Genomic DNA, 26045 nt, shown 5'->3' with positions numbered 1-26045 from the left:
TCTCGCCTAAATGGGTGTCCGGTTTCATTAGACCACTACAGCTACGTTCTTGACGACGGCGAATTGGAAGAGCGCAGCGGTCTCTACGGTCTTGACGCCAATCAAGTGCTGCTCAGCGTCATGGATACCGATGTGCGAAACAGTGAAGTTCAGGCGCGCCTTGATCGCCTGCTGGATCTGCTGCAAGACAAAAAACTGCCAGAGGCCAAGACGCTCTTTAAAGAACTGTCGGCTGAGCTTGAACCCGGCCATATCGAACTCGCCAAAGCCGCCCTCCTGATCCGCAAGCTGGAGTTGCGCAGTGCGTAAAATCACCAAAGGAGATGAACCGGCAGTCCTGACGAAATGGAAGCGCGCGCACCCCAAGGGCCGCTACTCAGATTTAACCCCGGAAGAAAGGACGTGCATTCGCAAAGCCTGTATCGAAGAGCAACATGGCTTGTGCGCGTATTGCTGCCACGAGATAACACCGGACAGCGCTCACAATGAACACGTTGAGGCCAGAGAAACCGCCCCCCATCGTTCGTTGGATTTCGCCAACATCGTCGCGAGTTGCAACCGCAGCAAACAGTGCGGCAAAGCCCACGCCCATCAGGCTCTGCCGCTCACATCCTTGATGGATGAATGCGAAACCGAGCTGAAATTTTATCTCTCCGGTCGTGTTGAAGGGCTTAGCCAAAGGGCCGTGACCTCTATCCAAGTACTGAATCTTGGCGATCGTCGTGAAAACAATCGCGCTTTGTTCGGTGCTAGAAAGTCAATTCTGGAAGCGCTGCTTTACGACAACGCAATGGGCGGTGATGACCTAGAAGTAGCAGACCTCGACTTATTAACCGCGCTTAAAGAAGAGCTGGAGCAGCCCGATATAAACAACCGTCTGAAACCCTTCGCCCCCGTGCTGGTGAATGTGATTCGCCAATTAAGCGCCTGATAACGAGTACCCTCATGATCGACTACAGCGAGTTTTTCGAAGAAGTGATCCAGACCCACGTCGAGATCGAGCAATGGTTTGCCGGCGCTGCGCCTGAGGGCACCCTGCAGCATTTGCTCGCGCGCTTCTCGCCTGAGTTCAGCATGGTCGCCCCCGCCACCGGCACGCGGGTGAATGCGGCCGGGGTCAACGCGCTGTTCACGCGCCTGGGCGGCATGCGCCCGGGGTTGAAGATCACCTTGAGTGAAATGGCCGGGATTGATCGGCATGCGCGCGGTGCGACGGTGACGTACCGCGAACGTCAGGTAGATGAGAGCGGTACACAGACGGATCGGCGGGCCACGGTGGTGTTTGAAAAGCAGGCCAGTGGCGCGCTGTTGTGGCGACATTTGCATGAGACTTTTATAGCGCAATGAAGTAACTGCCAGGCCGAATCCTACAAAAAACAGCGACCCGCCTGACATCATTACAAGTAACCAATCCCCAGGCTCTTTCACCTCTATTTACTCACAGGTGAAAGGATGCCCAGCGATTTCCCGCAAAGTGGTGTGCCGGATGCGCACACCACGACTCGCCAGCGACTGACCAGCCTGCTGGACTTGCCCAAGCTCTATCGAACCATCGATGCCGACCCGGCTATCGTCGGGGCCGGGGTGGTGCATATCGGCAGCGATTATCGTGTAACGGTGTTACGCGAGTTTGTACCGTTATGCAGTATCAAACCCAAACGGGTGATTTTGCGGGAGGTGGCTGGGCCGATGATGACTGCCGATGACTATGCGGAACTGACGGCAAGCTCGCCGCGTGAGTCGCAGCTATGGCGAGAGGCATCGGGGATGGCTGCCTCCTGTGGAGGGGCTGTAATTGGCTACATCATTGCCAAATCAGGAATTGCAGCAGCGCCCTTCAGCGCGGGTACCAGCCTTGCATTAAGCTACGTCGCCTACAGCGCTGCGACTGCCAGTTCCCTCCAGTGCGTCAATGGTTCATGGAGAGTCGCCAACGAATTGACCAATCCCGCCACAAACGACTATTACGACAGCCTAAGCTGGTATCAGGCAATGACCGTCGCCCTGGATGGCATTTCATTGGTCGGCGCAGGTACCACCACCTTCGCTAGCGTCAAAACCGTAATGGCCATTAAGCGTGCGACTGGGCGTAGTTCGACAGACATCTTGAGACGCATGAGTCGCCAGGAACGTGCAAAGTTGACGACCGAAGTGCTGCGACTGCAGAACCCCCGCCATCCCCGCGAAATGATTCGCCTGAAACAACTTGCGGGGCAGCTACCCAAACGCTACAGCAACCCCCAATTGCGTTTGGGCATTCTCACTCAAATAAAAGACCAGATTGGAGCGACCTTGAGCGTTGGAGGCAGCACCCATTCCGGAAATATCAATCACATAGTCATTGGTCTGTATGAGGAGTTTGCCGACTATGACTTATAACGTCGACCCGTTCCGTGAATATCGAATTTGGCGCCGTTACGCCTATCGGTTCTTACCGTCATGGGGCAGTGCTCTGCTGCTGAGCCTGAACAACATAGCGATCAACATGGCACTTAGCTTGTCGTATTACGCAAAGGCCAATCAGTTACCGACTGAGTTTTCTTTCGGGACAGGTATGGCACTTTGTCTGATTTTTTTAGCAGGCCAGATAATGCTATTTGAAGGCTTCCGTCACGCATTTCGAATACTGAAACCCGTCGCCATCGTTAATACCTGGCTAGCGATTGGCTACCTGGCCAATCACCCGGCGACGCTGTTCAACTTATTCCCTTTGTTCACATCCCTGCTTTACATCCTAGTCCTCCACTCAAAGAACCACCGCCGCTATACCAGCATGCTCAGGGTAAAGCGCCGACGAAAAATCAGGTTTAAAGCACTATTTAGCTAGACCCACCTCTTCATTTTTGCACTGCACTAACGATCACCGTGCAAGTAATCCCCGCCGCCAACAACACCCCGTCCGGCACTTCATCGATATGAATGCGCACCGGCACCCGTTGCGCCAACCTCACCCAGTTGAACGTGGGGTTCACGTCGGCGATCAGCTCCCGGCTCTCGGGGTTATCGCGGTCATAAATACCCCGCGAGATGCTTTCCACATGGCCTTTGAGGGTCTCGCCGCTCATCAACTGCATATCGGCTTTATCGCCGACCTTCACATGGGGCAACTTGGTCTCTTCAAAGAAGCCATAGACCCAGAACGAGTTCATATCCACCACGGCCATCTTGGCTTCGCCGATGCGCGCATAGTCGCCGCGATGCACGTTGAGGTTGGTGACATAGCCGTCTACCGCCGCCAGCACTTGCGTGCGTTTCAGGTTGAGTTCGGCGGCTTCCAACTGGGCCAGTGCGTGCTGGTAATCCGCCTGGGCCGAGTCGGCGATGTTGCTCGCGTCGTCGCGGTTTTCCCTGGAGATCACCAGGGCATCGAGGTCGGCGCGGCGGTGGGCGTTGAGTTTGCGCATTTCCCAGGTGGCTTTGCGCGACGCCACCAGCGCTTGCGCCTGTTTGACGGCGATGCGGTAGTGCTCGGGGTCGATCTGCATCAGCAGGTCGCCTTTTTTAACCAACTGGTTGTCGCGCACCGGCACGTCGACCACGACGCCTGTGACGTCGGCCGCCACGTTGATGATGTCGGCGCGCACGCGGCCGTCGCGGGTCCAGGGGGTCTGCATGTAGTGCACCCACAGCGTGCGGCCAATCCAGAGCGCCAATGCCAACACCAGCAAGGTGGCGAGCAGGCTGAAAAACTTTTTCATCGGGGCATTCTCAACGGTAGACGCTCAGCGCCAAAGCGCCGAACAGGCAAACGAACAGGCTCAGGCGCAGCAACGCCGGGTGCCAGAAAAAACGGTACAGGTCGAACCCGGCCAGGAAGCGGTCCAGCGCCCAGGCCAGCACGGCGGCAATCAAAAACATCAGGGTCATGGTCGGCATGTACAGGCCGTGGAACGCGATTTCACGGGGCATGCGGGGCTCCTTTGAGGGCCGCCAACGGCGATTGCGGGTCGAGCAACGAGGTGCGGATAAAGTGCAGGTAGCTCTTCACCCGACGCAGGGCCGAGGTGTCGAAATGCGGGGCGAAGGGTTCGTCGGTGGCCTGCACGCGGCTGATCGCATGGTCGACGGCGATCAGCCCACGCTCCAGGTTGCTGGCGCTGGGCTGCAGGAACAGCCGCACCAGCGAACGGCCCATCACGCGGATCGCCTGGCGCCACGGCTGGGATTCGGCATACGCCGGGTGCACCGGCAAAATCGCCTGTTCCTTGCGCAACTCGATGATCGCGTGGCCGACTTCGAGCACCACGAACATCCAGCGCAGCAGGTCGCGTTGCACGTGCGGCTGGCCGACGGCGAGGCCGTAGGCCTGGTGCAGCAAGTCACGGGTACGGCTCTCGAAACTCGACGTCAGGCCCTTGAGCTTGCCGCTGATCGCGTACACCACTTGCTCGCGCAGGTCCTGCTCCAGGCGGCGCCACAACCAGCGGCTGTTGGGCGGCAGGATGATCGCGCCGGCGGCCGCGCACACCAGCATGCCGATGACCATGGCGATGTAGTCGTTGATGAAGGTGTAGGGGTTGTAGACCGTGAGGTTGTCCGGCACCGAGCCGGTGCTGAAGAAGATCAACAGGCCCACGCCGACGCCCGCGTATTGCGGGCGCGACGCCAGGAAAGCACCGAGGACGATCACCGGCGCGAGCATCACGCACAGCAACGCGAAGCCGTCGATTAACGGGAACACGAAGAACATCTCGACAAAGCCCACCAGCGCACCGATCAAGGTGCCGCAGGCCATCTGGAACGCCATGCGCTTGGGGTTGGGCGTGGCGGCGGACAAGCCGACCGTGGCGGCGGCGATCAACGTCATGGTGGCGCCGCTGGGCCAGGCCGTCGCCACCCAGTAACTGCCGAGCACGATGAGGATAAAGGAGGCGCGGATGCCCGAAGCGGCACAGGCCAGCCAGTTGGTTTTCGGGGTGTAGGGTTCGTCCCAGTCTTCCCGCGCATGGGAGTGATCGGCCAGTGAGGCGTGGGTTTGCGCGTAGTTGTGCAGGTCATCGACAAAGCGGTACAGCAACTCGTAGGCGGTATGAAAATCCAGTTGCTCGGCTTCGCTCGGGTGGCCCTGCTGGAACGCCGCGCGCAGGCTGCGCACCGTGGCGGGCAGGCCGTCTTTATAAGCGCTGAGCTGGTTAACCAGCCGTGCGGCATCAGGGCTTGTGAGCGCGCGGCCGGAAAAACCGTCAAGCACTTCGGCGAGGTCTTGCAAGCCGGGTTTGATCGCGACAACCACATGATCGGCGGCGTCGGTGCGCAGCCGCTCCAACAGTTGGTGCAGGGCGTTGAAGCGCGTCGTGATGCTCATGAATTCGCTGTTGAGGCGACTGAGCCGCCCATTGCGCCGACGCATGTGCGGGTCTTCAAACACGGTGATGCTGCGCAGCCCTTCCAGGCCCACGGCTTGGGCGATAAACCGCACGTTGCCGGCCTCGAATTCTTCACGCCGGCTACGACCGCGCAGGCCGTCGGTGACAAACAATGCGAACACGCCGAAGCGCTGGTACAAGGCATTGCGCATGGCGGCGCTGGCGGTCTGCGGCAGGATCGCCGCGCTGACCAGCGTCGAGCAAACAATCCCCAGGGAGATTTCCAGCACGCGCCACACTGCCGCCATGAACGCGCCGTCGGGGTGCGCCAGCGCCGGCAAACCGACCATCGCGGCCGTATAGCCGGCCAGCACAAACCCATAGGCACGAAAGTTGCGGTTACGCGTGGCACCGGCGGTGCAAATGCCCACCCAGATCGCCAGCGCGCCCAGGAACAATTCGGTGTTCTGCGCAAACAAGGCGATCAGCAACACCATCACCGCCGAGCCCGCCAGGGTGCCGAGCAAGCGATAAAAACTCTTGGCGAACACTTGGCCGCTTTGCGGCTGCATCACGATAAACACCGTGATCATGGCGGTGCGTGGTTGCGGCAGCTCCAGGCGCATGGCCAGCCACAGGGTAAGAAACGCCGCGATCAGCACCTTGAAGATATACACCCAGGTCACGCCGTCGCTGCGTGCCCAGTCGAAGAAGCCACGGCGCCATTCAAGGGAATGCAACCAGCGCAGCGGTGCAGGCAAGGGAGTCATCGCAACCTACTCAGTGGTCGAACACGGCCAGCGCCGCCGGGGTTTTGCCGGGGAGAGCCTGGGCGTCTTGGGGTATGTCCTTGCCAGCGTCGAGGCCGCCGCCCAGGGCGGTCACCAGTTCGGCATGGGCGCTCAGGCGCGCCGCCTGTACCTGCTGCTCGATCTGCTGCTGGCGAAACAGCAGGGTCTGGGCGTTGAGCACATTCAGGTAATCGGTGAGGCCGCGCTGGTAGGCGATCATCGCGATGTCATAGGTTTTCTGCGCCGAAGCCACCGACTGCGCGGCGAATGACGATTGCTTGTCCATGGATTCGCGGCGGATCAACTGGTCGCTGATGCCCTTGAGCGCATTGACCAGGGTCTGGTTGTAACGCGCCACGGCGAGGTCATAGCCGGCGCTGGCTTCACCCAGCTCGGCACGCAGGCGGCCACCGTCGAAGATCGGCAAGGTGAGCGCCGGGCCGACGCTGTAATTGAATTTCTTGCCGGCCAGAAACGCCAGCATGCCGCCGCCGGTGGCCACGTAGCCAAGGCTGCCGACCAGATCGACGTTGGGGTAGAAGCTCGCCTGTGCCACGTCGATGCCACGCGCCTGGGCCGCCACTTGCCAGCGGCCGGCGACCACGTCCGGGCGCTGGCCGAGCAACTGCGCGGGCAGGGTCGATGGCAGTTTCAACGGCGCGGCCAGAGACAGGCTCGGGCGTTGCAACTGCGCGCCCTCGCCCGGCCCTTTGCCCGCCAATGCGGCCAACTGGTTACGGCTCAGGGCGATTTCCTCGTCGAGGGCGTCCAGTTGGCGATGGGTTTCGGGCAATGGCGTTTCGGCCTGGCTCACGTCGAAATGCGTGCCGATGCCGGCGTCCAGGCGTTTGTTGGCCAGCTCGAGGATCTGCTGTTGCTGGGCCAGGGTCGCGGCGACGATATCGCGGTTGGCGTAGTGCAACGACAGCTGGATATAGGCGCGCACCACGTTGTTCTGCAGTTCGAGCTGGGCCTGGCGCGCCTCGGCGACGCTCATGTGCGCCAGGTCCACGGCCCGCTCGGTGGCGTTGCGTTCGCGGCCCCACAGGTCGAGGGCGTAGCTCAGGCCCAACGACGAATTGTTGTCCCAGGTGTTGGCGCCGCTCAGCTCGCCGGGGCCGTAGAACTGATCCTTCGGCCAGTTGTGGCGCTTGAGAGTGGTGTCGCTATTGATCTGCAACGACTCGGCCGACTCGGCAACCCCGGCCATGGCCCGCGCTTCACGCACCCGCGCGGCGGCCATGGCCATGCTCGGGCTGTCGCGGGTGGCCAGTTCGACCCAGCGGTCGAGTTGCGGGTCGCCGTACGCGTGCCACCAGTGCGCGGTGGGCCAATGGGCATCCCGGGCCGCGCTCTGGATGGCCTCGTCGGTGGCCAGGGTATTGGCATTCAGGGCCTGGCCTTGGGGGGCGATTCCTCCGGTTCCGATGCAGCCGCTGATAGCTAACGATAAAGCCCAAACACTGAGAGTCTTCAGCTCTCTGCTGATGCGAGGCGGCACGGCAAGCGAATTCCTGAGGTGGTGATGCACGGTAGGTGGCGCAATTCTAGGCGGCGCCATGGGGGACGATAAGCGGGCATTCCTGTGATTCTTTGTTACCGTTAAGGCGATAATCCATTGGTAGGGATCACTGGTCGACGTAACTTTCTGTCACAATTTGGCATCTCCCCAGAGAACACTCCATGGACACCTTGCAAAACATGCGCGCCTTCAGTTGTGTGGCCGACGCCGGCAGCTTCACCGCCGCCGCCGCGCAACTGGACACCACCACGGCCAACGTCTCGCGCGCGGTTTCCAATCTGGAGGCCCACCTGCAAACCCGCTTGCTCAACCGCACCACCCGGCGCATTGCCCTCACCGAAGCGGGTAAACGCTACCTGCTGCGCTGTGAGCAGATCCTCGCCTATGTCGAAGAAGCCGAAGCCGAGGCCAGCGATGCCCACGCACGCCCCGCCGGGCAGTTGAAAGTGCACACCATGACCGGCATCGGCCAGCACTTTGTGATCGACGCCATCGCCCGTTACCGCCGTACCCACCCGGACGTGACCTTCGACCTGACCCTGGCCAACCGCGTGCCCGACCTGCTCGACGAGGGCTACGACGTGTCCATCGTGCTGGCCAGCGAACTGCCGGATTCGGGTTTCGTCTCCCAACGCCTGGGCATCACCTACAGCATCGCCTGTGCCTCGCCGGACTACGTCAAGGCCAAAGGCTGCGCCCACCGCCCCAGCGATCTGCTCAACCACGCGTGCCTGCGCCTGGTCAGCCCGGTGGTCCAACTGGACAAGTGGACCTTCAACGGCCCCGAAGGCCAGGAAAGCGTGGCGATCAACACCTCGCCGTTTTTGGTGAACTCGGCGGACGCGATGAAAACCGCGATCACCAGCGGCATGGGCGTCGGCCTGTTGCCGGTGTATGCCGCCATCGAAGGCCTGCGCAATGGCACGTTGGTGCGGGTGATGCCCAACTACCGTTCCCAGGAACTGAACCTGTACGCCATCTACCCGTCGCGCCAGTACCTGGATGCGAAGATCAAGACGTGGGTGGAATACCTGCGCGGTTCGTTGCCGGAGATTCTCGCGGCACATCAGGCCGAGTTGGTGGCCTATGAGTTGAGTGGCAGTTTGGGCGGCGCGCGGTTGTCGAACTGATTGCCAACAAACACCACAGGGTCAATGTGGCAGGGGCGCCCTGACAATTGCCGGCGGGAATGTTAGCGTGCTTGGCATTCTTCCGTAGTCGATGAGCCCGCCTGCCATGAAAAAGACTGTCCTCGCCTTCAGCCGCATCACCCCGCCAATGATCGAACGCCTGCAACAGGATTTCGAGGTGATCGCGCCCAACCCCAAGCTGGGGGACATCAACGCGCAGTTCAACGAAGCCCTGCCCCACGCCCACGGCCTGATTGGCGTTGGCCGCAAGCTGGGCCGGGCGCAGCTCGACGGCGCGGGCAAGCTTGAAGTGGTGTCCAGCGTGTCGGTGGGCTACGACAACTACGACCTGCCGTACTTCAATGAGCGCGGGATCATGCTCACCAACACCCCCGATGTACTCACCGAAAGCACCGCCGACCTGGCCTTCGCCCTGCTGATGAGCAGCGCGCGCCGTGTGGCCGAGCTGGACGCATGGACCAAGGCCGGCCAATGGAAAGCCAGCGTCGGCGCGCCGTTGTTTGGCTGCGATGTGCACGGCAAGACACTGGGCATTGTCGGCATGGGCAATATCGGCGCGGCCGTCGCCCGTCGTGGGCGCCTGGGCTTCAACATGCCGATTCTGTACAGCGGCAACAGCCGCAAGGCCGCGCTTGAGCAGGAACTGGGCGCGCAGTGGCGCAGCCTGGACCAGTTGCTGGCCGAGGCGGATTTCGTCTGCCTGGTCGTCCCGCTCAGCGACAAGACCCGTCACCTGATCAGCACCCGCGAATTGGAGCTGATGAAGCCCGGCGCGATCCTGGTGAATATCTCCCGTGGTCCGGTGGTGGACGAGCCGGCGCTGATCAAGGCCCTGCAAAACCAGACCATCCGTGGCGCCGGGCTGGATGTGTATGAGCAGGAACCCTTGGCCGAGTCGCCGCTGTTCCAACTGAGCAATGCCGTGACCCTGCCGCATATCGGCTCGGCCACCCATGAAACCCGCGAAGCCATGGCCAACCGCGCCCTGGACAACCTGCGCAGCGCCTTGCTCGGCCAGCGCCCGCAGGACCTGGTGAACCCGCAAGTCTGGAAGGGCTGACACACACTCAGTGTGGGAGGGGGCCAGCCCGACGGAAAATCCGGTTAAAGCCTGGCCCTCCCAAGTCGATACCCTTCCATAGAAGATCGTCATCCCTGATCCACAGAAGGTTTTTATGTCCACCACCAAAGCCCGCGCAGACTCACTCTCGCTTCTGCTCTTTACCTTGCGCAGCGGCAAGCTGATGGCCATCAACCTGCTGAAAGTCAGCGAGATTATCCCTTGCCCGCCGCTGACCAAGCTGCCGGAGTCGCACCCCCACGTCAAAGGCATCGCCACGCTGCGCGGTAACTCGTTGGCGGTGATCGACCTGAGCCGTGCCCTGGGCGAAATGCCCCTGGAAGACCCGGATGGCGGCTGCCTGATCGTCACGGACGTAAGCCGTTCCAAACAAGGCCTGCACGTGCAAGCGGTGAGCAAGATCGTGCATTGCCTGACCACCGACATCCGCCCGCCGCCCTACGGTTCCGGCGGCAACCGTGCGTTTATCACCGGGGTCACTCAAGTGGAAGGCGGCTTGGTACAAGTGCTGGATATTGAAAAAGTCATCCACGGTATCGCGCCGGCGCCGATTGAAACGGCGCCCACCGACCTGACCATGGAAGAAGCCGAAGTGCTCGGCAACGCACGGATTCTGGTAGTGGATGACAGCCAGGTCGCCCTGCAGCAATCGGTGCACACCTTGCGCAACCTCGGCCTGACCTGCCACACCGCGCGCAGCGCCAAGGAAGCCATCGACGTGCTGCTGGAGCTGCAAGGCACGGCTGCGCAGATCAACGTGGTGGTGTCGGACATCGAGATGTCCGAAATGGACGGTTACGCCCTCACCCGCACCTTGCGCGAAACGCCGGACTTCAAAGACCTGTACGTGCTGCTGCACACCTCCCTGGACAGCGCGATGAACAGCGAAAAAGCCCGCCTGGCCGGGGCCAACTCAGTGCTGACCAAATTCTCCTCGCCGGAACTGACCAAGTGCCTGGTCGTGGCCGCCAAAGACGTGGCCGACAGGGGCCTGTAAGCGGTGCCTGAGTACTTCCAGCTGCTGCGCCGCGACCTGCGCGGCAGCCTGCCCGCGCCACAGTGGCCGGCCTGTACGCGGCTGGACCACTACCGCGACGACCTGGCCCCGGCGATTCACGCGGTGTTGAGCATGACCCAGAACCAGGGCGGCGGCCGCGTTCCCCATCTGTCGGCCTGGCAGCAGCAGTTCGTGACCGATGCGGAGTTCGACCCTGCGTTGTGCCTGGTGGCCAGCAACGACCAGGGCATCCTCGGCGTGGCCCAATGCTGGACCAGCGCCTTTATCAAAAACCTCGCTGTGCACCCGTGTGCCCAGGGCCAGGGGTTGGGCCGCGCGCTGTTGCTGCACAGCTTCCAGGTGTTCAAACAACGCGGCGAAGCTTACGTCGACCTCAAGGTAGTGGAGAGCAACCTGCGTGCCCGGCGGCTGTATGAAAGTGCGGGCATGGTGTTGGTGTTGCGGGATGTGCTCAGCGAAGACTGAAAGGTGCTGGCGCATAACTTGCTTCCAGAGCACTGCAACGGTGCCAAGAGGTAAAAACCCGTCACCGTTCCTGCGTACCCCCTGACCTAGCCTGGTGACAGATCCGCGATGAATACCCACTTTTCCTGTGTCGGCTGCGGCAAATGCTGCAGCGACCACCATGTGCCCCTGACCCTCGACGAAGCCCGTATGTGGGCGGCGGACGGCGGTAACGTCATCGTGCTGGTGGAGGGTTTCCTCGGCAATGGCCTGGGCTTGGCGCTGCAACAACACGAGCACGCCGAGCGCCGTTCGGTGAGGGTGCCCAGCGGCAGCACCGAGGCGTTCGTGGCGATCACCTTTGCCGCCTACAACGCCGGGCGCTGCCGGAATCTTGACGCAGACAACCTGTGCCGCATCTATGAACGCCGCCCGTTGGTATGCCGCATTTATCCCATGGAGATCAACCCGCACATCCCGCTCAACCCCGCCGCCAAGGAGTGCCCACCGCAATCCTGGGAACAGGGCCCTGCGCTGATCGTGGGTGGCGAGTTGGTCGACCTGGAATTGGCCGAGCTGATCGGCCGCTCGCGCCAGGCCGACCGCGACGACGTGCAGACCAAAGAAGCGGTGTGCGCGTTGCTGGGCATACGCACCACCGCACTCAAGGGCGATGGGTTTACCGCATACCTGCCGGACATGGGCGCGTTTGCCCAGGCGCTTGAGCGGGCGGGCGACCAACCGTGCGTGGCCAACGAGTGGGTATTTCATGTGTCCGGCATGGATATCGCCGAACAGTTGCTGGATGCGGGAGCGCAGATTGCCACCGAAGTACCGGCCAATTATGCGTTTATCCCGCTCAGGGCTGCCTGAACTCAGGGCATCGCAACGGGCGCGTCCAGGCGGTAGGGCTTGATGATCCTTTGGTACTCGCCATTGCGGATCAGTTGTTCAAGGGCGCGGTTGAGCGCGTCGCGCAAGGCGATATCGGGCTTGCGCACCGCGATTGCCACGCCATCGCCCAACAACGCAGCCGAAACGGCGGGGCCCAGGAAGTCGAATTCCTTGCCCTCGGGCTTGTCGAGCAAGGCTTCACGTATTTCCACGGTGCCTTGCAGGGTTGCATCGATTTCGCCCGCCACCAGGCTGCGCACCAGGTCGTCATTGAGCCAGAAGCATTTGATGACAACCCCTCTCGGCGCCCATTTCGCAAGAACGAACGTCGCGCGGTTACTGCCCAGCAATACGCCCACCCGCTTGCCCTCGAGGGATTGCACGTTGGGCAACAGGCCCGATGTCTTGCGCGCCACCAGGCGCGTGGTGAAGGGGTAGAGGTTATCGGTGAAACTCGCCCAGCGACGCCGTTTCGAGGTAGGCGCCATGCCCATGATCGCGTCCAAATGCCTGGATTCCAGGGCGCGGAAGTCCTCGACAATCACCTGGTCGACCCAGGTGCAGCGCACATTCAACTGCTCGCACAACGCGTTGCCCAGCTCGATGTTCAGGCCTACCAACTGCCCTTGCGGGTTGCGGCTCTGAAAGGGGGGGAATTGCGCGGCAACGCCAAAACGGATTTCGCGTCGGGGTGAGTCGCCGGCCGCCACGGTATCCACCGAGAACATCAGGGCAAGCATTACACAGATGTGTATCAGGGCCACGGGAAACGTCCTTTTCCGAAAAGAGCAGCCTCGCCACACCCGCTCGGTAAACCGTGCGGGACAGCAAGGGCTGTGCAAGCTTTCAAGAAACGGACGTAGGCCTACAATCAGAAATCTCAGCAGGTTTTGTAGGCAAGAGTCGATGCAGCGTACGACTATTTAACCTCAGCGTTTACCCATGGAGCGGCGTGTACCCGGCGGCGCCATGCCCGGCGACTTGGTGTGACCGTTCTTGGCGCCGTTCTTGTACCAAGGCTGGGCCGCCTGCTTGGCGCCAGCCAGTTCACCCGGTTTGAACGGAAACTTGAACGCCGGGATCTCGGCTTTTTCAACGCCATCGGCGCTGGCCGGATCGACGATGTCGGCCGCTTCAACAGGAGGTTGTGTCGGGGAAGTCATGGAAGCTCCGGAGCGTGCAAAAAATGAGGCGGGGCCGACTTGCGGGCCGCACTGGCACGCAGTATACCTGCGCGCTTCGGATCTTTAACCACCGCCTGTACGAATGGTCCAGCGTTTGCTGACAGCGCTGTCAGTTAGCAGTCACCGTGCTGACCGGATCACAGGGTTATAAAGACCGCTCACTCTCCCCATCCTTTGTCCCCGGCGCCTCATCCATGCAGATTCGACCAAAAACCGCCTTGATCGTGGGTGTACTTGTGGTAACGGCGGTAGCGGCATGGGCGCTGACCCGCCCGGCCAAGGCCAAACTGGCGGCGCCCACGGCGACTCCGGTACGGGTGGTGAGCGTGGCGCAACAGGATGTCCCGCGGTTTGTCAGTGGTATCGGCACCGTGTTATCGCTGCACAGCGTGGTGATTCGTCCGCAGGTCGACGGCATCCTCACCCAGTTGCTGGTCAAGGAAGGGCAATGGGTCAAGGCCGGTGACCTCCTGGCCAGAATCGATGATCGCTCGATCCGTGCCAGCCTCGACCAGGCCAGGGCGCAACTGGGTGAGAGCCAGGCACAACTGCAAGTGGCACTGGTCAACCTCAAGCGCTACAAGGAACTGAGCGTGGACGATGGCGTGTCCAGGCAGACCTATGACCAGCAACAAGCCCTGGTCAACCAGTTGAAGGCGACCGCCCAGGGCAACCAGGCGGCGATTGATTCGGCTCAGGTACAGCTTTCCTACACTCAGATTCGCTCGCCGGTCAGTGGCCGCGTCGGCATCCGCAATGTGGATGAAGGTAATTTCCTGCGGACCAGCGATACCCAAGGCCTGTTTTCGGTGACTCAGATCGACCCGATTGCCGTCGAGTTCTCCCTGCCGCAACAGATGCTGCCCACCCTGCAAGGCCTGCTCGCCGCCCCCACCCAAGCCCGTGTCGACGCTTACCTGGGCGCCGACACCGACGGCCGGACCGGCGACTTGCTCGCTGAAGGCCACTTGAGCCTGATCGACAACCAGGTCAGCTCAACCACCGGTACCCTGCGCGCCAAGGCAACGTTCAACAACGCGTCGCAACGCCTGTGGCCGGGGCAACTGGTGACCATCAAGATCCAGACCGCCCTCGACAAAAACGCCCTGGTGGTGCCGCCAACCGTGGTGCAACGCGGCCTGGACTCGCACTTCGTGTACCGGGTCAAAGGCGACAAGGTCGAGGCAGTACCGGTGCAAGTGGCCTATCAAGACAGCGACATCAACATCATCAAAGGGGTACAGGCCGGTGACGTGCTAGTCAGCGATGGCCAGTCGCGGCTCAAGGCCGGCGCGCAAGTGGAGGTGCTCAAAGAGCCGCCGCAATTGATCCAGACGGTCGACGCCAAGGTGCAGCCGTGAGTCGCTCGCCATCGGCATGGTGTGTCGACCACCCGGTCGCCACCCTGCTGCTGACCTTCGCCCTGGTGCTGCTCGGGATGATTGCCTTCCCCCGACTGGCCATCGCGCCACTGCCCGAGGCGGAATTTCCGACCATCCAGGTGACCGCACAATTGCCCGGAGCCAGCCCCGACACCATGGCCTCCTCGGTGGCCACGCCTTTGGAGGTGCAATTCAGCGCCATCCCCGGCGTCACCCAAATGACCTCCAGCAGCGCCTTGGGCTCCAGCCTCTTGACCCTGCAATTTACCCTCAACAAGAGCATCGACACCGCCGCGCAAGAAGTGCAGGCGGCCATCAACACCGCAGCCGGCAAACTGCCCAGCGACATGCCGAGCCTGCCGACCTGGAAGAAGGTCAACCCGGCGGACAGCCCGGTGCTGATCCTCAGCGTCAGCTCCGACAGCATGCCCAGCACCGAACTGAGCGACTACGTGGAAACCCTGCTCGCACGGCAGATCAGCCAGATCGACGGTGTGGGGCAGATCAACATCACCGGCCAGCAACGCCCGGCGATCCGCGTGCAGGCGTCACCCGATAAACTCGCGGCCATTGGCCTGACGCTCGCCGATGTGCGCCTGGCCATCCAGCAATCGAGCCTCAACCTGGCGAAGGGGGCCATCTACGGCGAGAACAGCGTATCGACGCTCTCGACCAACGATCAGCTGTTTCACCCCGAGGACTACGCCCAACTGATCGTGTCCTACAAAAATGGCGCACCGGTTCAATTGCGCGATATCGCCAAAGTCATCAACGGCTCGGAAAACGCCTACGTACAGGCCTGGTCCGGTGACACGCCGGGGGTCAATCTGGTGATTTCGCGCCAGCCCGGCGCGAATATCGTCGAGACCGTGGACCGCATTCAAGCCGAGTTGCCGCGCCTGCAAGCCATGTTGCCGGCCTCGGTGCAGGTCAGCGTGTTGAGCGACCGTACCAAGACCATCCGCGCGTCCCTGCATGAAGTGGAAGTGACCCTGCTGATCGCGATTCTGCTGGTGGTGGCGGTGATGGCGTTGTTCCTGCGCCAATTGTCGGCGACGCTGATTGTGTCCAGCGTGCTCGGCGTGTCGCTGGTGGCCAGTTTTGCGCTGATGTACCTGATGGGTTTCAGCCTGAATAACCTGACCCTGGTGGCGATCGTCATTGCCGTGGGCTTTGTGGTGGACGATGCCATCGTGGTGGTGGAGAACATCCATCGCCACCTGGAAGCCGGGCTCGACAAGCGCGAAGCGGCGATCAAGGGCGCCGGCGAGATCGGGTTTACCGTGGTCTCCATCAGCTTCTCGCTGGTGGCGGCCTTTATCCCGCTGCTGTTCATGGGCGGCGTGGTCGGGCGCTTGTTCAAGGAATTTGCGTTGACGGCGACCTCGACCATCCTGATTTCGGTGGTGGTCTCGTTGACCCTGGCGCCGACCCTGGCCGCACTGTTCATGCGCGCGCCCACTCACCCCGGCCACGACAAACCCGGCTTCAGCGAACGCCTACTGGCCGGTTATGCACGCAACCTGCGCCGTGCCCTGGCGCATCAACGCAGCATGGCCGCGCTCTTCATCATGACGTTGGCCCTGGCCGTGGTCGGCTACGTGTTTACCCCCAAGGGTTTCTTTCCGGTGCAAGACACCGGCTTTGTACTCGGCACCAGCGAAGCGGCGGCCGACGTGTCGTACCCGGACATGGTCGCCAAGCACAAAGCCCTGGCCCAGATCATCCAGGACGACCCGGCGGTGCAGGCGTTTTCCCATTCGGTGGGCGTGACCGGCAGCAACCAGACCATCGCCAACGGCCGCTTCTGGATTGCGTTGAAAGATCGCGGTAATCGCGATGTGTCCGCCAGCCAATTCATCGACCGCATCCGTACGAAACTGGCAAAGGTGCCTGGCATCGTGCTGTACCTGCGCGCGGGGCAAGACATCAACCTCAGCTCCGGCCCCAGCCGCGCCCAGTACCAATATGTGCTCAAGAGCAACGACGGCGCGACGCTCAATACCTGGACCCAGCGCCTGACCGAAAAACTGCGCGCCAACCCGGCGTTTCGCGACCTGTCCAACGACCTGCAACTGGGCGGCAGCATCACCCACATCAGCATCGACCGGCAGGCCGCCGCCCGCTTCGGCCTGACCGCCACCGATGTCGACCAGGCCCTTTACGACGCCTTCGGCCAGCGCCAGATCAACGAGTTCCAGACCGAGATCAACCAATACCAGGTGGTGCTGGAACTGGACACCCAACAACGCGGCAAGGCCGAGAGCCTGAACTACTTCTACCTGCGCTCGCCCCTCACCAACGAGATGGTGCCGCTGTCGGCGTTGGCCAAGGTCGACCCGCCCACCGTGGGCCCGTTGTCCATCAGCCATGACGGTATGTTCCCGGCCGCCAACCTGTCGTTCAACCTGGCGCCCGGCGTGGCGTTGGGCGATGCGGTGATCATGCTCAACCAGGCCAAGAACGACATCGGCATGCCGGCCACCCTGATCGGCAACTTCCAGGGCGCGGCCCAGGCGTTCCAGAGTTCGCTGGCCAGCCAGCCGTGGCTGATCCTCGCGGCGCTGGTGGCGGTCTACATTATTTTGGGGGTGTTGTACGAGAGCTTCGTGCACCCGCTGACGATTATTTCCACATTGCCCTCGGCGGGTTTGGGCGCGCTGATCATGCTGTGGCTGATGGGCCAGGACTTTTCGATCATGGCGCTGATCGGCCTGGTGCTGTTGATCGGCATCGTCAAGAAGAACGGCATCCTGATGATCGACTTCGCCCTGGAAGCCCAGCGCGTGCGCGGGTTGGCGCCGCAGGACGCGATTTATGAAGCCTGCGTGACGCGGTTCCGCCCCATCATCATGACCACGCTCGCCGCCCTGCTCGGCGCGGTGCCGCTGATGCTCGGCAGCGGCCCCGGCGCGGAACTGCGCCAACCGTTGGGCATCGCGGTGGTCGGCGGCCTGCTGGTAAGCCAGGCGCTGACGCTATTCACCACGCCGGTCATATACTTGTACCTCGAAAAATTCTTCCACCGACCCAAACCAACGCTCGCGTTGGCGACCACAGATTGAGGCGGTGTCATGCGCGTCCTGATTGTTGAAGATGAAGAAAAAACCGCCGACTACCTGCACCGTGGCCTGACGGAACAGGGCTACACCGTCGACGTGGCCCGCGAAGGCGTCGAGGGCCTGCACCTGGCGCTGGAAAACGATTACGCGGTAATCGTGCTCGATGTGATGCTGCCCGGCCTCGACGGCTTTGGCGTGCTGCGAGCCTTGCGCGCGCGCAAGCAGACGCCGGTGATCATGCTCACCGCCCGCGAACGCGTGGAAGACCGCATTCGCGGCCTGCGCGAAGGCGCCGACGATTACCTGGGCAAGCCGTTTTCGTTCCTGGAGCTGGTGGCGCGCCTGCAAGCCCTGACCCGGCGCAGTGGCGGCCACGAGCCGGTGCAAGTCACGGTTGCCGACTTGTGGATCGACTTGATCAGCCGCAAGGCCAGCCGCAACGGCGTGCGCCTGGACCTGACCGCCAAAGAGTTTTCGCTGCTCAGCGTACTGGCGCGGCGCCAGGGCGAAATCCTGTCGAAAACGGCGATTGCAGAGATGGTCTGGGACATCAATTTCGACAGCGACGCCAACGTGGTCGAAGTCGCGATCAAGCGCCTGCGCGCCAAGCTGGACGGGCCGTTCGAACATAAGCTGCTGCACACCATCCGCGGCATGGGCTACGTGCTGGAGAACCGCAGTGTCAACTAACTCCATCGCCCTGCGCCTGAGCGGCATGTTCACCTTGGTGGCGCTGCTGATCTTTGTGTTGATCGGCGGCGCGCTCTATCAACAGGTGGACCGTGGCCTCGGCCTGTTGCCGGGGGCGGAGTTGGACGCGCGCTACAGCGTGCTGGAGTCGTCGGTCAATCGCTTCGGCACGCCCGAGCATTGGCTGAAGATCAAGGCCAAGCTCAAGCTGCTGGGGGAGGAAGACAAGCGTATCCGTTTCTGGGTGGTCAGCACTGACCCGAGCTACGAATACGGTGAGCCGGACGCGCAGATCCGAGCCTTCGCCCAAGGCGCCACGGGTAAACGCGACTTGCACCTGCCCGGCTACGCTTACCCCTTCAAAGTGCTGGTAAGCCAGTTCCCGGCCAAGGAGCAACGCCCGCCACTGCGCTTCATGATTGCCATCGACACCGAAAATTTCCGCGCGACCCAACATCACTTACTGGTGGCGCTGGTCAGCCTGGCGTTGGTCGGCGTGGTGCTGGCGGCGCTGCTGGGCTTCTGGGTCTCGCGCCTCGGTCTCAAGCCGCTGGAAAAACTGTCCGAGGAAGCGCAAAAACTTGCGCCGCCCAAACTCTCCGGGCGCCTGCAACTGTCGCCATTGCCGCCGGAGCTCAAGCAATTCGTCAACTCGTTCAACGCCACCCTCGACCGCGTCGAGCAGGCGTATTCGCGCCTTGAGTCGTTCAATGCCGACGTGGCCCATGAACTGCGCTCGCCATTGACCAACCTGATCGGCCAGACCCAAGTGGCGCTGACGCGTGGGCGGTCCGCCGAGCATTACCTGGAGGTGCTGGAATCCAACCTGGAAGAGCTGGAACGCCTGCGCTCGATTATCAACGACATGTTGTTTCTGGCCAGCGCCGACCAGGGCACCAAGGCCACCAAACTGATCGAAAGCTCCCTGGCCGATGAAGTGGCAACTACCCTCGACTATTTGGACTTCATCCTTGAGGACGCCCAGGTGCGGGTGCAGGTCAAGGGCGATGCGCAGGTACAGATCGAAAAAGCCCACCTGCGCCGTGCGCTGATCAACCTGCTGAGCAATGCGGTGCAGCACACCGCGCCGGGGCAGGTCATCGAAGTCAACATCGACGTGCGGGACCGTCAGGTAGCCATCGGCGTGACCAACCCTGGCGAGGCGATTGCCAGCGAGCACCTGCCGCGGCTGTTCGAGCGTTTCTATCGGGTGGACGCCTCGCGCAGTAACAGCGGCGCCAATCACGGGCTGGGCCTGGCCATCGTCAAGGCGATTGCGCTGATGCATGGCGGCGATGTGTTCGTACACAGCGACAGCCACGGCAATACCTTTGGCATTACGCTGCCGGCCTGATCAACTCGCCCTTCATAGTGGGTCGTCTATCCGTCAGCGGTGTTTTAAGGCGCCGATCTTTCTTTTTAACCCGCTATTTAATTTTCGTCGGGTAGAACTAAACTGCCAGCATTCACACCGCTGAAGTCCGCCCGATGAGTCAACGCCGTCGTCATCCCCGCACTGCACACCCCGAGCTGCTATTGATTCTGGGCAGCGGCCTGACCGTCGTCCTGATCGTGGTGATCGTGGCGGCGTTGTTGATCCGCGAACATGCCAGCACCTTGCAGGCGGCCACGCGCGCGACCACCAACATCGCCCAGTTGATCAATGCCGATGTGTTGCGCAACGTCGAACTGTACGACCTGGCGCTCAAAGGGCTGATCGCCGCCAAACAACGCGAAGACCTGGCCCAGGTGACGCCGAGCATTCAACACCTGGTGCAATTTGATTTATCCACCGCCGCGCCGTTCAAAGGCGAAGTGTTGCTGCTGGACGCCGATGGCACTGTCATCGCCGACTCCTCGACCCTGCACCCTACGCCCCGCAACTTCGCCGACCGTGACTATTTCCAGGTGCATGTGAGAGAGCCGCAGACCGGCTTGTTTATCAGTCGGCCGTTCAAGATTGATTGCGACTGCGAGCAGGTATGGCGCATGGCATTCAGCCGGCGCGTATCAGGCCCCAACGGTGAGTTTATCGGCGTTGCGGTGGCAACCATGCGCCTGGCGTATTTCGATCAGTTGTTCAGCACCCTCACGATCGGCAACAGCAGCAGCGTCAACCTGCTCAACAACAGGGGCATCCTGCTGGCCCAGCAGCCACTGCTCGAACGCGACATGATCGACAAGGACTTGAGCGATCGACCGAATTTCAAACGCATTCTGCGCGAAGGCATGGGCAGCTTTCAGGCGATCTCGGCCATCAGCGGCAAGGAGCGCCTGTACACCTTCACCAACGTTGGCGAGCTGCCGCTGATCGTGGTGGTGGCCTTGTCCAGTGACGATGTTTTCGCCCCCTGGAGACGTGCGGCCCTGCTGACCAGCGGCGCGACCGGCATCCTCTGTATCGGCTTGCTATGGCTTACCTGGATGTTGCGTCGCGAACTGCGGCGCCGCTTTCGCGCCGAACGGGTGCTGTCAGAACTGGCAGCCACCGACGCCCTGACCGGCCTGGCCAATCGTCGCACCCTGGATGAGCGCCTGCGCCTGGAATGGGACCGCGCCCAACGCTCGACGGAGCCGCTGACGCTGCTGATGATCGACGTAGACCACTTCAAAGCGTTCAACGATCGTCATGGCCATCAAGGTGGCGACGAAGCCTTGCGCACAGTTGCCCAGGTGATCGGCAGCAACATCCGCCGACCTGCCGACCTGGCGGCGCGGTATGGCGGGGAAGAGTTTGCGGTGGTGTTGCCGAACACCGATGCCAAGGGCGCCTGGCTGATTGCCGAACATATTCGCAGCAGCGTCGAGCATTTGCCGCGGGTGGCCGGGGATCAACGCCCCATTACCGTGAGTATTGGCATGAGCACTTGGCACAAGCGTAGTGGCACGCCATTGGAGGCTTTGCTGCTCAGCGCCGATCAGGCCTTGTACGAGGCCAAACACACGGGGCGCAATCGGATCGTGGATGCGGACGGGCTCTAACCCGGCTTCGCAAACGTGCTCACATAAAAATGGATATAAAAAAAGGCCACCCGAAGGCAGCCTTTAAAAACTAAAGAAAGAGAGTTGTTACTTACACCGCCGCAACGGGACGCATGTAAGAGATCGGTGCGGTGCTGGCATCTTCGAAGGTCACGACTTCCCAAGCGTCTGTCTGCTCAATCAACTTGCGCAGCAGCTGGTTGTTAAGGGCGTGGCCCGACTTGAAGCCTTTGAACTCGCCTATCAGGCTATTGCCCAGCAGGTAGAGGTCACCGATTGCATCGAGGATCTTGTGCTTCACGAATTCGTCTTCGTAGCGAAGGCCGTCTTCGTTCAGTACACCATCCGCGTCGACCACAATGGCGTTTTCAACGCTGCCGCCGAGTGCGAGGTTGTGCTTGCGCAGGTACTCGATGTCACTCATGAAACCAAAGGTACGGGCGCGGCTGACTTCTTTTACGAACGAAGTGCTGGAAAAATCCACGCTTGCACTTTGGGTGCGGTCACGGAATACCGGGTGATCGAAATCGATCTCAAAGCTCACTTTAAAGCCTTCGAACGGGACGAAGGTGGCGCGCTTGTCGCCGTCTTCTACTGTCACTTCCCGCAGAATGCGAATGAACTTCTTGGCTGCGTCCTGTTCTTCCAGGCCGGCAGATTGAATCAAGAATACGAAGGGTCCAGCGCTGCCATCCATGATAGGGACTTCGGACGCGGAGAGCTCGACGTAGGCGTTATCGATGCCCAAACCGGCCATGGCCGAGAGCAAGTGCTCCACCGTGTCCACTTTGACGTCACCGTTGACCAACGTGGTCGACATAGTGGTTTCGCCAACGTTTTCCGCGCGAGCAGGAATCTGCACCACAGGGTCCAGGTCGGCACGCACAAACACGATGCCGGTGTCGACAGGTGCGGGCTTGAGGGTCAGGTAGACCTTCTCACCGGAGTGCAGACCTACACCTGTGGCACGAATAATATTCTTCAGGGTGCGTTGTTTAATCATGGCTTGGACCGCTTCAGCGCAAATTGCGAACTGGTATCAACAAAGGCTGGCGATAATAGCAGACCAGACCTTTGCTGAACACCAATCACCTTCATAGCCCTGATACATTCCATCAATCGGCCTGACGACGCAGGAATGCCGGGATGTCCAGGTAGTCCAGATCATCTTGCGGATTCGGGCTACGCGAGGCAGCAGCACCGGCCTGGGCCTGGTTGCGCATCACGGTCGGACGGTCCAGATCACGGTAGTTGACCGACGGCAGTTCCTGGCGCGAAGGCGCTGGGGCGGCAGCCGCTTGGCTCGCGTGGCTGGCTTGGCTGTTATGCAGCGTGTTGTCGATGACCTTCACAGGCTTCTCGATTTTTGCGCCCAGACCGGTTGCAACCACGGTCACGTGCAGCTCGTCGCGCATGTCCGGGTCGATGACGGTACCGACTTTGACCATGGCGTGCTCGGAAGCGAACGCTTCGATGATGCTACCCACGTCGGAGTACTCACCCAGGGACAGGTCGGGACCTGCGGTGATATTCACCAGGATGCCGCGTGCGCCTTGCAGGTTCACGTCTTCGAGCAGCGGGTTGCGGATGGCCGCTTCGGTGGCTTCACGCGCACGGTTAGGACCGCTGGCGCAGCCGGTGCCCATCATCGCCATGCCCATTTCGCTCATCACGGTACGGACGTCGGCAAAGTCGACGTTGATCATGCCTGGGCGCTTGATGATATCGGAGATACCGCGAACGGCACCGGCCAGTACATCGTCAGCCTTGGCGAATGCGGACAGCAAGCTTGCGTCCTTGCCCAGGATGGTCAGCAGCTTCTCGTTGGGAATGGTGATCAACGAGTCGACGCTTTCAGACAGCAGACGGATGCCTTCGTCGGCGATCTGCATGCGCTTGCGACCTTCGAACGGGAACGGACGGGTCACGACAGCAACCGTCAGGATCCCCATTTCCTTGGCCACTTCGGCAATGATCGGCGCAGCACCGGTACCGGTACCGCCGCCCATGCCGGTGGTGATGAACACCATGTTGGTGCCTTGCAGCACTTCGGCAATACGCTCGCGGTCTTCCAGGGCGGCTTGACGGCCGACTTCCGGATTGGCGCCGGCGCCGAGGCCCTTGGTCACGGCTGTGCCCAATTGCAGGATGGTCCGCGCGCCGATGCTTTTCAGCGCCTGGGCATCAGTGTTGGCGCAGATGAATTCAACGCCTTCAATGTTGCTCTTGACCATGTGGTTGACAGCGTTGCCGCCGCCACCGCCGACACCGATTACTTTGATAACCGGGCTAGCGGGGATGTTGTCTACGAGTTCAAACATGTTCCCTCTCCTTTCGTTTTCTCTAGTTTTTTCGCCTACTGCTTACTGCGGTGTTGCGGTAAATCTTTAGAAATTGCCTTTGACCCATGCCTGCAGCCGCTCCAACAACGGCGCTTTCGCCTCGTCGTCACTGCGGTAGCTGTCACGGTTGCTCGGGCCCGACAGGGAAATGCCGTCGGTCTGCTTTTGCAGCCCGTACAACAGCAAGCCCACACCGGTGGAATAAATCGGGTTGCGCACCACGTCGCCCAGGCCTTTGACACCATGGGGCACGCCCAGGCGTACCGGCATGTGGAAGATTTCCTCGGCCAGCTCGACCGCGCCTTCCATCTTCGAGGTACCACCGGTCAGCACGATGCCGGCCGGGATCAGGTCTTCGTAGCCGCTGCGACGCAGTTCGGCCTGGATCAGCGTGAACAGTTCGTCGTAGCGCGGCTCGACCACTTCGGCCAGGGCCTGGCGCGACAGCTCGCGCGGCGGACGATCGCCCACGCTCGGCACCTTGATGGTTTCACCGGCACCGGCCAGCTTGGCCAGGGCACAGGCGTAGCGGATCTTGATTTCTTCGGCGTACTGGGTCGGCGTGCGCAACGCCATGGCGATGTCGTTGGTCACCTGGTCGCCGGCAATCGGGATCACGGCGGTGTGACGGATCGCACCTTCGGTGAAGATCGCGATGTCGGTGGTGCCGCCGCCGATGTCCACCAGGCACACGCCCAGTTCTTTTTCGTCGTCGGTCAGTACCGAGTAGGCCGAGGCCAGTTGCTCGAGAATGATGTCGTCGATTTCCAGGCCGCAGCGGCGCACGCATTTTTCAATGTTCTGTGCGGCGTTGACGGCGCAGGTCACCACATGGACCTTGGCTTCCAGGCGCACGCCCGACATACCCAGGGGCTCGCGAACGCCTTCCTGGTTATCGATCACGTAATCCTGCGGCAAGGTATGCAGTACACGCTGGTCGGCCGGGATCGCCACGGCCTGGGCAGCGTCGAGGACGCGCTCAAGGTCGGCCGAACTGACTTCGCGGTCGCGGATCGCCACGATGCCGTGGGAGTTCAGGCTGCGGATATGGTTGCCCGCCACGCCGACGAACGCCGAGTGGATCCGGCAACCGGCCATCAGCTGCGCTTCTTCGATGGCGCGCTGGATCGATTGCACGGTGGACTCGATGTTCACCACCACGCCCTTCTTCAGGCCCCGGGACGGATGCGTGCCAATACCGACGATTTCGATCGTGCCGTCTTCCCCGACCTCGCCCACCAGCGCCACCACCTTGGAGGTGCCGATATCGAGACCGACGATCATTTTGCCGCTTTGCACGTTTGCCATGGGTCCTGCCTCTTCTTAATTCTTCGCGACAGCGGGTTGCGCTGCCGTGGGCGCAGCCGGTTCACGCCAGCCGACGGCAAGGCCGTTGGCGTAACGCAGGTCGACGCTCGCAATGTTCGTAATCTGTTCTTTCAAGGTCTTGTCATAGATGGCGATGAAACGGCGCATCTTTTCCACCAAGCGGTCGCGTCCCAGCAACAACTGGATACCCGGGCCGGAACTGCCTGCCCCGGTCGTCAAAAACCAGCTGCCCCGTTCACGCAGTTCCAGGCGTGCAATGGAGAAGCCCAGTGGCCGCAGCATCTGGCTCAGGGCCTGGTACTGCTGCATCACTTGCTGCTGCGCCCGCTGCGGCCCGAACAGCTGCGGCAGGTGCTCGTAGTTGGCCAGCTCACGCGGGGTGAACGCCTGGCCCTGGTTATTCAACAGCGCCTCGTCACCCCAACGGGCCACGGGCAGTTGTTCTTCCAGGCGGATCGTCACTTGGTCCGGCCATACGCGGCGGACCTCGGCGTGGGCGATCCACGGCATCTGTTCCAGCTCAGCGCGCATGCCGGCCAGGTCGATGGTGAAGAAACTCGACGCCAGGAACGGGCCGATACGCTGCTGCACCGCCTGTTGGCTGATGTAACTCAAGTCCCCCTGCACGCTGATCTTGGTGATCGGCCGGTCGGCATACGGCAACAGGCGCTGTGCGCCTTCGTACGTGCCAAAGCCCAACACCACCAGCATCACCGGCCAGAACAGCGCCTTGAGGAAACCAAAGTTGGCTTTCGGCAGGCGCGCCGACATCGGCTCTTTAGCCACCATTCGACTGGCACCCCGGGGCACCGGCTTGCGGCTCGGTGCTTGAGGGGGCTGATGACGAAGCGATGCGCCTTTCATGTC

24 protein-coding genes and 1 pseudogene are annotated in these 26045 nt (G+C 61.6%); 15 read left to right on the top strand and 10 right to left on the bottom strand.

Annotated features, from left to right (window positions below; genetic code table 11):
- Positions 1 to 30: 30 nt before the first annotated feature.
- From AB4O25_RS23350 to AB4O25_RS23330, 5 genes and pseudogenes are all read left to right on the top strand, one after another.
- Positions 31 to 309, top strand: a pseudogene (locus AB4O25_RS23350) (AAA family ATPase); the annotation flags it as partial.
- Entirely contained in the window at positions 302 to 931 is a 630-nt protein-coding gene (locus AB4O25_RS23345; protein ID WP_065877261.1) for a retron system putative HNH endonuclease, read from the top strand. The pseudogene AB4O25_RS23350 and the gene AB4O25_RS23345, both read left to right, overlap by 8 nt.
- 14 nt (positions 932 to 945) lie before the next feature.
- Positions 946 to 1347, top strand: coding sequence for a DUF4440 domain-containing protein (locus AB4O25_RS23340; RefSeq protein ID WP_065877262.1), 402 nt, complete (start codon positions 946 to 948; stop codon positions 1345 to 1347).
- Positions 1348 to 1452: 105 nt separating this feature from the next.
- The gene (locus tag AB4O25_RS23335) at positions 1453 to 2379 is read left to right on the top strand and encodes an NAD synthetase (RefSeq protein ID WP_065877263.1); all 927 of its coding nucleotides are present in this window, start codon (positions 1453 to 1455) and stop codon (positions 2377 to 2379) included.
- Complete coding sequence (locus AB4O25_RS23330) at positions 2369 to 2827, top strand: hypothetical protein (RefSeq protein ID WP_083221624.1); 459 nt, start codon at positions 2369 to 2371, stop codon at positions 2825 to 2827. The genes AB4O25_RS23335 and AB4O25_RS23330 overlap by 11 nt, the downstream gene beginning before the upstream one ends.
- A gap of 10 nt (positions 2828 to 2837) precedes the next feature.
- On the opposite strand, the gene AB4O25_RS23325 is transcribed toward AB4O25_RS23330, so the two are convergent.
- From AB4O25_RS23325 to AB4O25_RS23310, 4 genes are read right to left on the bottom strand one after another with little or no spacing between them, the layout of a single operon-like run.
- Complete coding sequence (locus AB4O25_RS23325; RefSeq protein ID WP_065877264.1) at positions 2838 to 3698, bottom strand: efflux RND transporter periplasmic adaptor subunit; 861 nt, start codon at positions 3696 to 3698, stop codon at positions 2838 to 2840.
- A gap of 10 nt (positions 3699 to 3708) precedes the next feature.
- Positions 3709 to 3909, bottom strand: coding sequence for a DUF1656 domain-containing protein (locus AB4O25_RS23320; RefSeq protein WP_003171907.1), 201 nt, complete (start codon positions 3907 to 3909; stop codon positions 3709 to 3711).
- Entirely contained in the window at positions 3899 to 6076 is a 2178-nt protein-coding gene (locus AB4O25_RS23315) for an FUSC family protein (RefSeq protein ID WP_017526198.1), read from the bottom strand. Before AB4O25_RS23315 ends, AB4O25_RS23320 begins: the two co-directional genes overlap by 11 nt.
- A gap of 10 nt (positions 6077 to 6086) precedes the next feature.
- Entirely contained in the window at positions 6087 to 7598 is a 1512-nt protein-coding gene (locus tag AB4O25_RS23310) for an efflux transporter outer membrane subunit (protein WP_217855798.1), read from the bottom strand.
- A gap of 182 nt (positions 7599 to 7780) precedes the next feature.
- Between AB4O25_RS23310 and AB4O25_RS23305 the strand changes: the two genes are divergently transcribed.
- The 5 genes from AB4O25_RS23305 (at position 7781) to AB4O25_RS23285 (ending at position 12186) form a co-directional block, all read left to right on the top strand.
- Positions 7781 to 8749, top strand: a complete 969-nt coding sequence (locus AB4O25_RS23305; RefSeq protein WP_017526196.1) for a LysR family transcriptional regulator — start codon at positions 7781 to 7783, stop codon at positions 8747 to 8749.
- Between the two features lie 106 nt (positions 8750 to 8855).
- Positions 8856 to 9830, top strand: coding sequence for a 2-hydroxyacid dehydrogenase (locus AB4O25_RS23300; RefSeq protein WP_065877267.1), 975 nt, complete (start codon positions 8856 to 8858; stop codon positions 9828 to 9830).
- A gap of 115 nt (positions 9831 to 9945) precedes the next feature.
- Positions 9946 to 10848, top strand: coding sequence for a chemotaxis protein CheV (locus AB4O25_RS23295; protein ID WP_017526194.1), 903 nt, complete (start codon positions 9946 to 9948; stop codon positions 10846 to 10848).
- Positions 10849 to 10851: 3 nt separating this feature from the next.
- Positions 10852 to 11334 carry a GNAT family N-acetyltransferase gene (locus AB4O25_RS23290; protein WP_068931969.1) on the top strand — a complete coding sequence of 161 codons (483 nt, stop codon included), beginning with the start codon at positions 10852 to 10854 and terminating at the stop codon, positions 11332 to 11334.
- Positions 11335 to 11442: 108 nt separating this feature from the next.
- Complete coding sequence (locus AB4O25_RS23285; protein ID WP_017526192.1) at positions 11443 to 12186, top strand: YkgJ family cysteine cluster protein; 744 nt, start codon at positions 11443 to 11445, stop codon at positions 12184 to 12186.
- A gap of 2 nt (positions 12187 to 12188) precedes the next feature.
- Here AB4O25_RS23285 and AB4O25_RS23280 read toward each other — a convergent pair whose 3' ends face one another.
- A complete protein-coding gene (locus AB4O25_RS23280) occupies positions 12189 to 12971 on the bottom strand; it encodes a transporter substrate-binding domain-containing protein (RefSeq protein WP_026067130.1) in 783 nt (260 codons plus the stop codon).
- 165 nt (positions 12972 to 13136) lie between these two features.
- The gene (locus AB4O25_RS23275) at positions 13137 to 13370 is read right to left on the bottom strand and encodes a hypothetical protein (RefSeq protein ID WP_017526190.1); all 234 of its coding nucleotides are present in this window, start codon (positions 13368 to 13370) and stop codon (positions 13137 to 13139) included.
- Positions 13371 to 13585: 215 nt separating this feature from the next.
- Between AB4O25_RS23275 and AB4O25_RS23270 the strand changes: the two genes are divergently transcribed.
- The 5 genes from AB4O25_RS23270 (at position 13586) to AB4O25_RS23250 (ending at position 21507) form a co-directional block, all read left to right on the top strand.
- Positions 13586 to 14752, top strand: coding sequence for an efflux RND transporter periplasmic adaptor subunit (locus AB4O25_RS23270; RefSeq protein WP_017526189.1), 1167 nt, complete (start codon positions 13586 to 13588; stop codon positions 14750 to 14752).
- Positions 14749 to 17838, top strand: a complete 3090-nt coding sequence (locus AB4O25_RS23265) for a multidrug efflux RND transporter permease subunit (protein WP_460150008.1) — start codon at positions 14749 to 14751, stop codon at positions 17836 to 17838. The genes AB4O25_RS23270 and AB4O25_RS23265 overlap by 4 nt, the downstream gene beginning before the upstream one ends.
- Positions 17839 to 17847: 9 nt before the next feature.
- Positions 17848 to 18525 (top strand): heavy metal response regulator transcription factor, encoded by a 678-nt coding sequence (locus AB4O25_RS23260; RefSeq protein WP_017526187.1) that lies wholly within the window; start codon positions 17848 to 17850, stop codon positions 18523 to 18525.
- Complete coding sequence (locus AB4O25_RS23255) at positions 18515 to 19879, top strand: heavy metal sensor histidine kinase (RefSeq protein ID WP_017526186.1); 1365 nt, start codon at positions 18515 to 18517, stop codon at positions 19877 to 19879. The genes AB4O25_RS23260 and AB4O25_RS23255 overlap by 11 nt, the downstream gene beginning before the upstream one ends.
- 134 nt (positions 19880 to 20013) lie before the next feature.
- The gene (locus AB4O25_RS23250; protein ID WP_065877270.1) at positions 20014 to 21507 is read left to right on the top strand and encodes a sensor domain-containing diguanylate cyclase; all 1494 of its coding nucleotides are present in this window, start codon (positions 20014 to 20016) and stop codon (positions 21505 to 21507) included.
- A gap of 91 nt (positions 21508 to 21598) precedes the next feature.
- Here the strand turns inward: AB4O25_RS23250 and lpxC are convergent, their stop codons facing one another.
- The 4 genes from lpxC to AB4O25_RS23230 all read right to left on the bottom strand — a co-directional run bounded on the left by lpxC (position 21599) and on the right by AB4O25_RS23230 (position 26042).
- The gene (gene lpxC / locus AB4O25_RS23245) at positions 21599 to 22510 is read right to left on the bottom strand and encodes a UDP-3-O-acyl-N-acetylglucosamine deacetylase (RefSeq protein WP_003171886.1); all 912 of its coding nucleotides are present in this window, start codon (positions 22508 to 22510) and stop codon (positions 21599 to 21601) included.
- Between the two features lie 112 nt (positions 22511 to 22622).
- Positions 22623 to 23828, bottom strand: a complete 1206-nt coding sequence (gene ftsZ, locus AB4O25_RS23240; RefSeq protein WP_017526184.1) for a cell division protein FtsZ — start codon at positions 23826 to 23828, stop codon at positions 22623 to 22625.
- Between the two features lie 66 nt (positions 23829 to 23894).
- Positions 23895 to 25157, bottom strand: coding sequence for a cell division protein FtsA (gene ftsA, locus AB4O25_RS23235; protein ID WP_017526183.1), 1263 nt, complete (start codon positions 25155 to 25157; stop codon positions 23895 to 23897).
- Positions 25158 to 25172: 15 nt separating this feature from the next.
- A complete protein-coding gene (locus AB4O25_RS23230) occupies positions 25173 to 26042 on the bottom strand; it encodes a cell division protein FtsQ/DivIB (RefSeq protein ID WP_017526182.1) in 870 nt (289 codons plus the stop codon).
- Positions 26043 to 26045 lie beyond the last annotated feature (3 nt).

This window comes from Pseudomonas sp. S3_A03 (genome assembly GCF_054668275.1).
The sequence above is the reverse complement of the archived record's forward strand: the minus strand, read 5'-3'. Positions and strand labels throughout refer to the sequence as shown.

What these genes read in the sequence shown, in the direction of transcription:
- AB4O25_RS23315 (WP_017526198.1), bottom strand. Translation starts at nt 6,076, where the DNA reads ATGACTCCCTTGCCTGCACCGCTGCGCTGGTTGCATTCCCTTGAATGG.
- lpxC (WP_003171886.1), bottom strand. Translation starts at nt 22,510, where the DNA reads ATGATTAAACAACGCACCCTGAAGAATATTATTCGTGCCACAGGTGTA.
- AB4O25_RS23340 (WP_065877262.1), top strand. Translation starts at nt 946, where the DNA reads ATGATCGACTACAGCGAGTTTTTCGAAGAAGTGATCCAGACCCACGTC.
- ftsZ (WP_017526184.1), bottom strand. Translation starts at nt 23,828, where the DNA reads ATGTTTGAACTCGTAGACAACATCCCCGCTAGCCCGGTTATCAAAGTA.
- AB4O25_RS23320 (WP_003171907.1), bottom strand. Translation starts at nt 3,909, where the DNA reads ATGCCCCGTGAAATCGCGTTCCACGGCCTGTACATGCCGACCATGACC.
- AB4O25_RS23295 (WP_017526194.1), top strand. Translation starts at nt 9,946, where the DNA reads ATGTCCACCACCAAAGCCCGCGCAGACTCACTCTCGCTTCTGCTCTTT.
- AB4O25_RS23335 (WP_065877263.1), top strand. Translation starts at nt 1,453, where the DNA reads ATGCCCAGCGATTTCCCGCAAAGTGGTGTGCCGGATGCGCACACCACG.
- AB4O25_RS23305 (WP_017526196.1), top strand. Translation starts at nt 7,781, where the DNA reads ATGGACACCTTGCAAAACATGCGCGCCTTCAGTTGTGTGGCCGACGCC.
- AB4O25_RS23260 (WP_017526187.1), top strand. Translation starts at nt 17,848, where the DNA reads ATGCGCGTCCTGATTGTTGAAGATGAAGAAAAAACCGCCGACTACCTG.
- AB4O25_RS23325 (WP_065877264.1), bottom strand. Translation starts at nt 3,698, where the DNA reads ATGAAAAAGTTTTTCAGCCTGCTCGCCACCTTGCTGGTGTTGGCATTG.
- AB4O25_RS23330 (WP_083221624.1), top strand. Translation starts at nt 2,369, where the DNA reads ATGACTTATAACGTCGACCCGTTCCGTGAATATCGAATTTGGCGCCGT.
- AB4O25_RS23300 (WP_065877267.1), top strand. Translation starts at nt 8,856, where the DNA reads ATGAAAAAGACTGTCCTCGCCTTCAGCCGCATCACCCCGCCAATGATC.
- AB4O25_RS23275 (WP_017526190.1), bottom strand. Translation starts at nt 13,370, where the DNA reads ATGACTTCCCCGACACAACCTCCTGTTGAAGCGGCCGACATCGTCGAT.
- AB4O25_RS23285 (WP_017526192.1), top strand. Translation starts at nt 11,443, where the DNA reads ATGAATACCCACTTTTCCTGTGTCGGCTGCGGCAAATGCTGCAGCGAC.
- AB4O25_RS23270 (WP_017526189.1), top strand. Translation starts at nt 13,586, where the DNA reads ATGCAGATTCGACCAAAAACCGCCTTGATCGTGGGTGTACTTGTGGTA.
- AB4O25_RS23230 (WP_017526182.1), bottom strand. Translation starts at nt 26,042, where the DNA reads ATGAAAGGCGCATCGCTTCGTCATCAGCCCCCTCAAGCACCGAGCCGC.
- AB4O25_RS23250 (WP_065877270.1), top strand. Translation starts at nt 20,014, where the DNA reads ATGAGTCAACGCCGTCGTCATCCCCGCACTGCACACCCCGAGCTGCTA.
- ftsA (WP_017526183.1), bottom strand. Translation starts at nt 25,157, where the DNA reads ATGGCAAACGTGCAAAGCGGCAAAATGATCGTCGGTCTCGATATCGGC.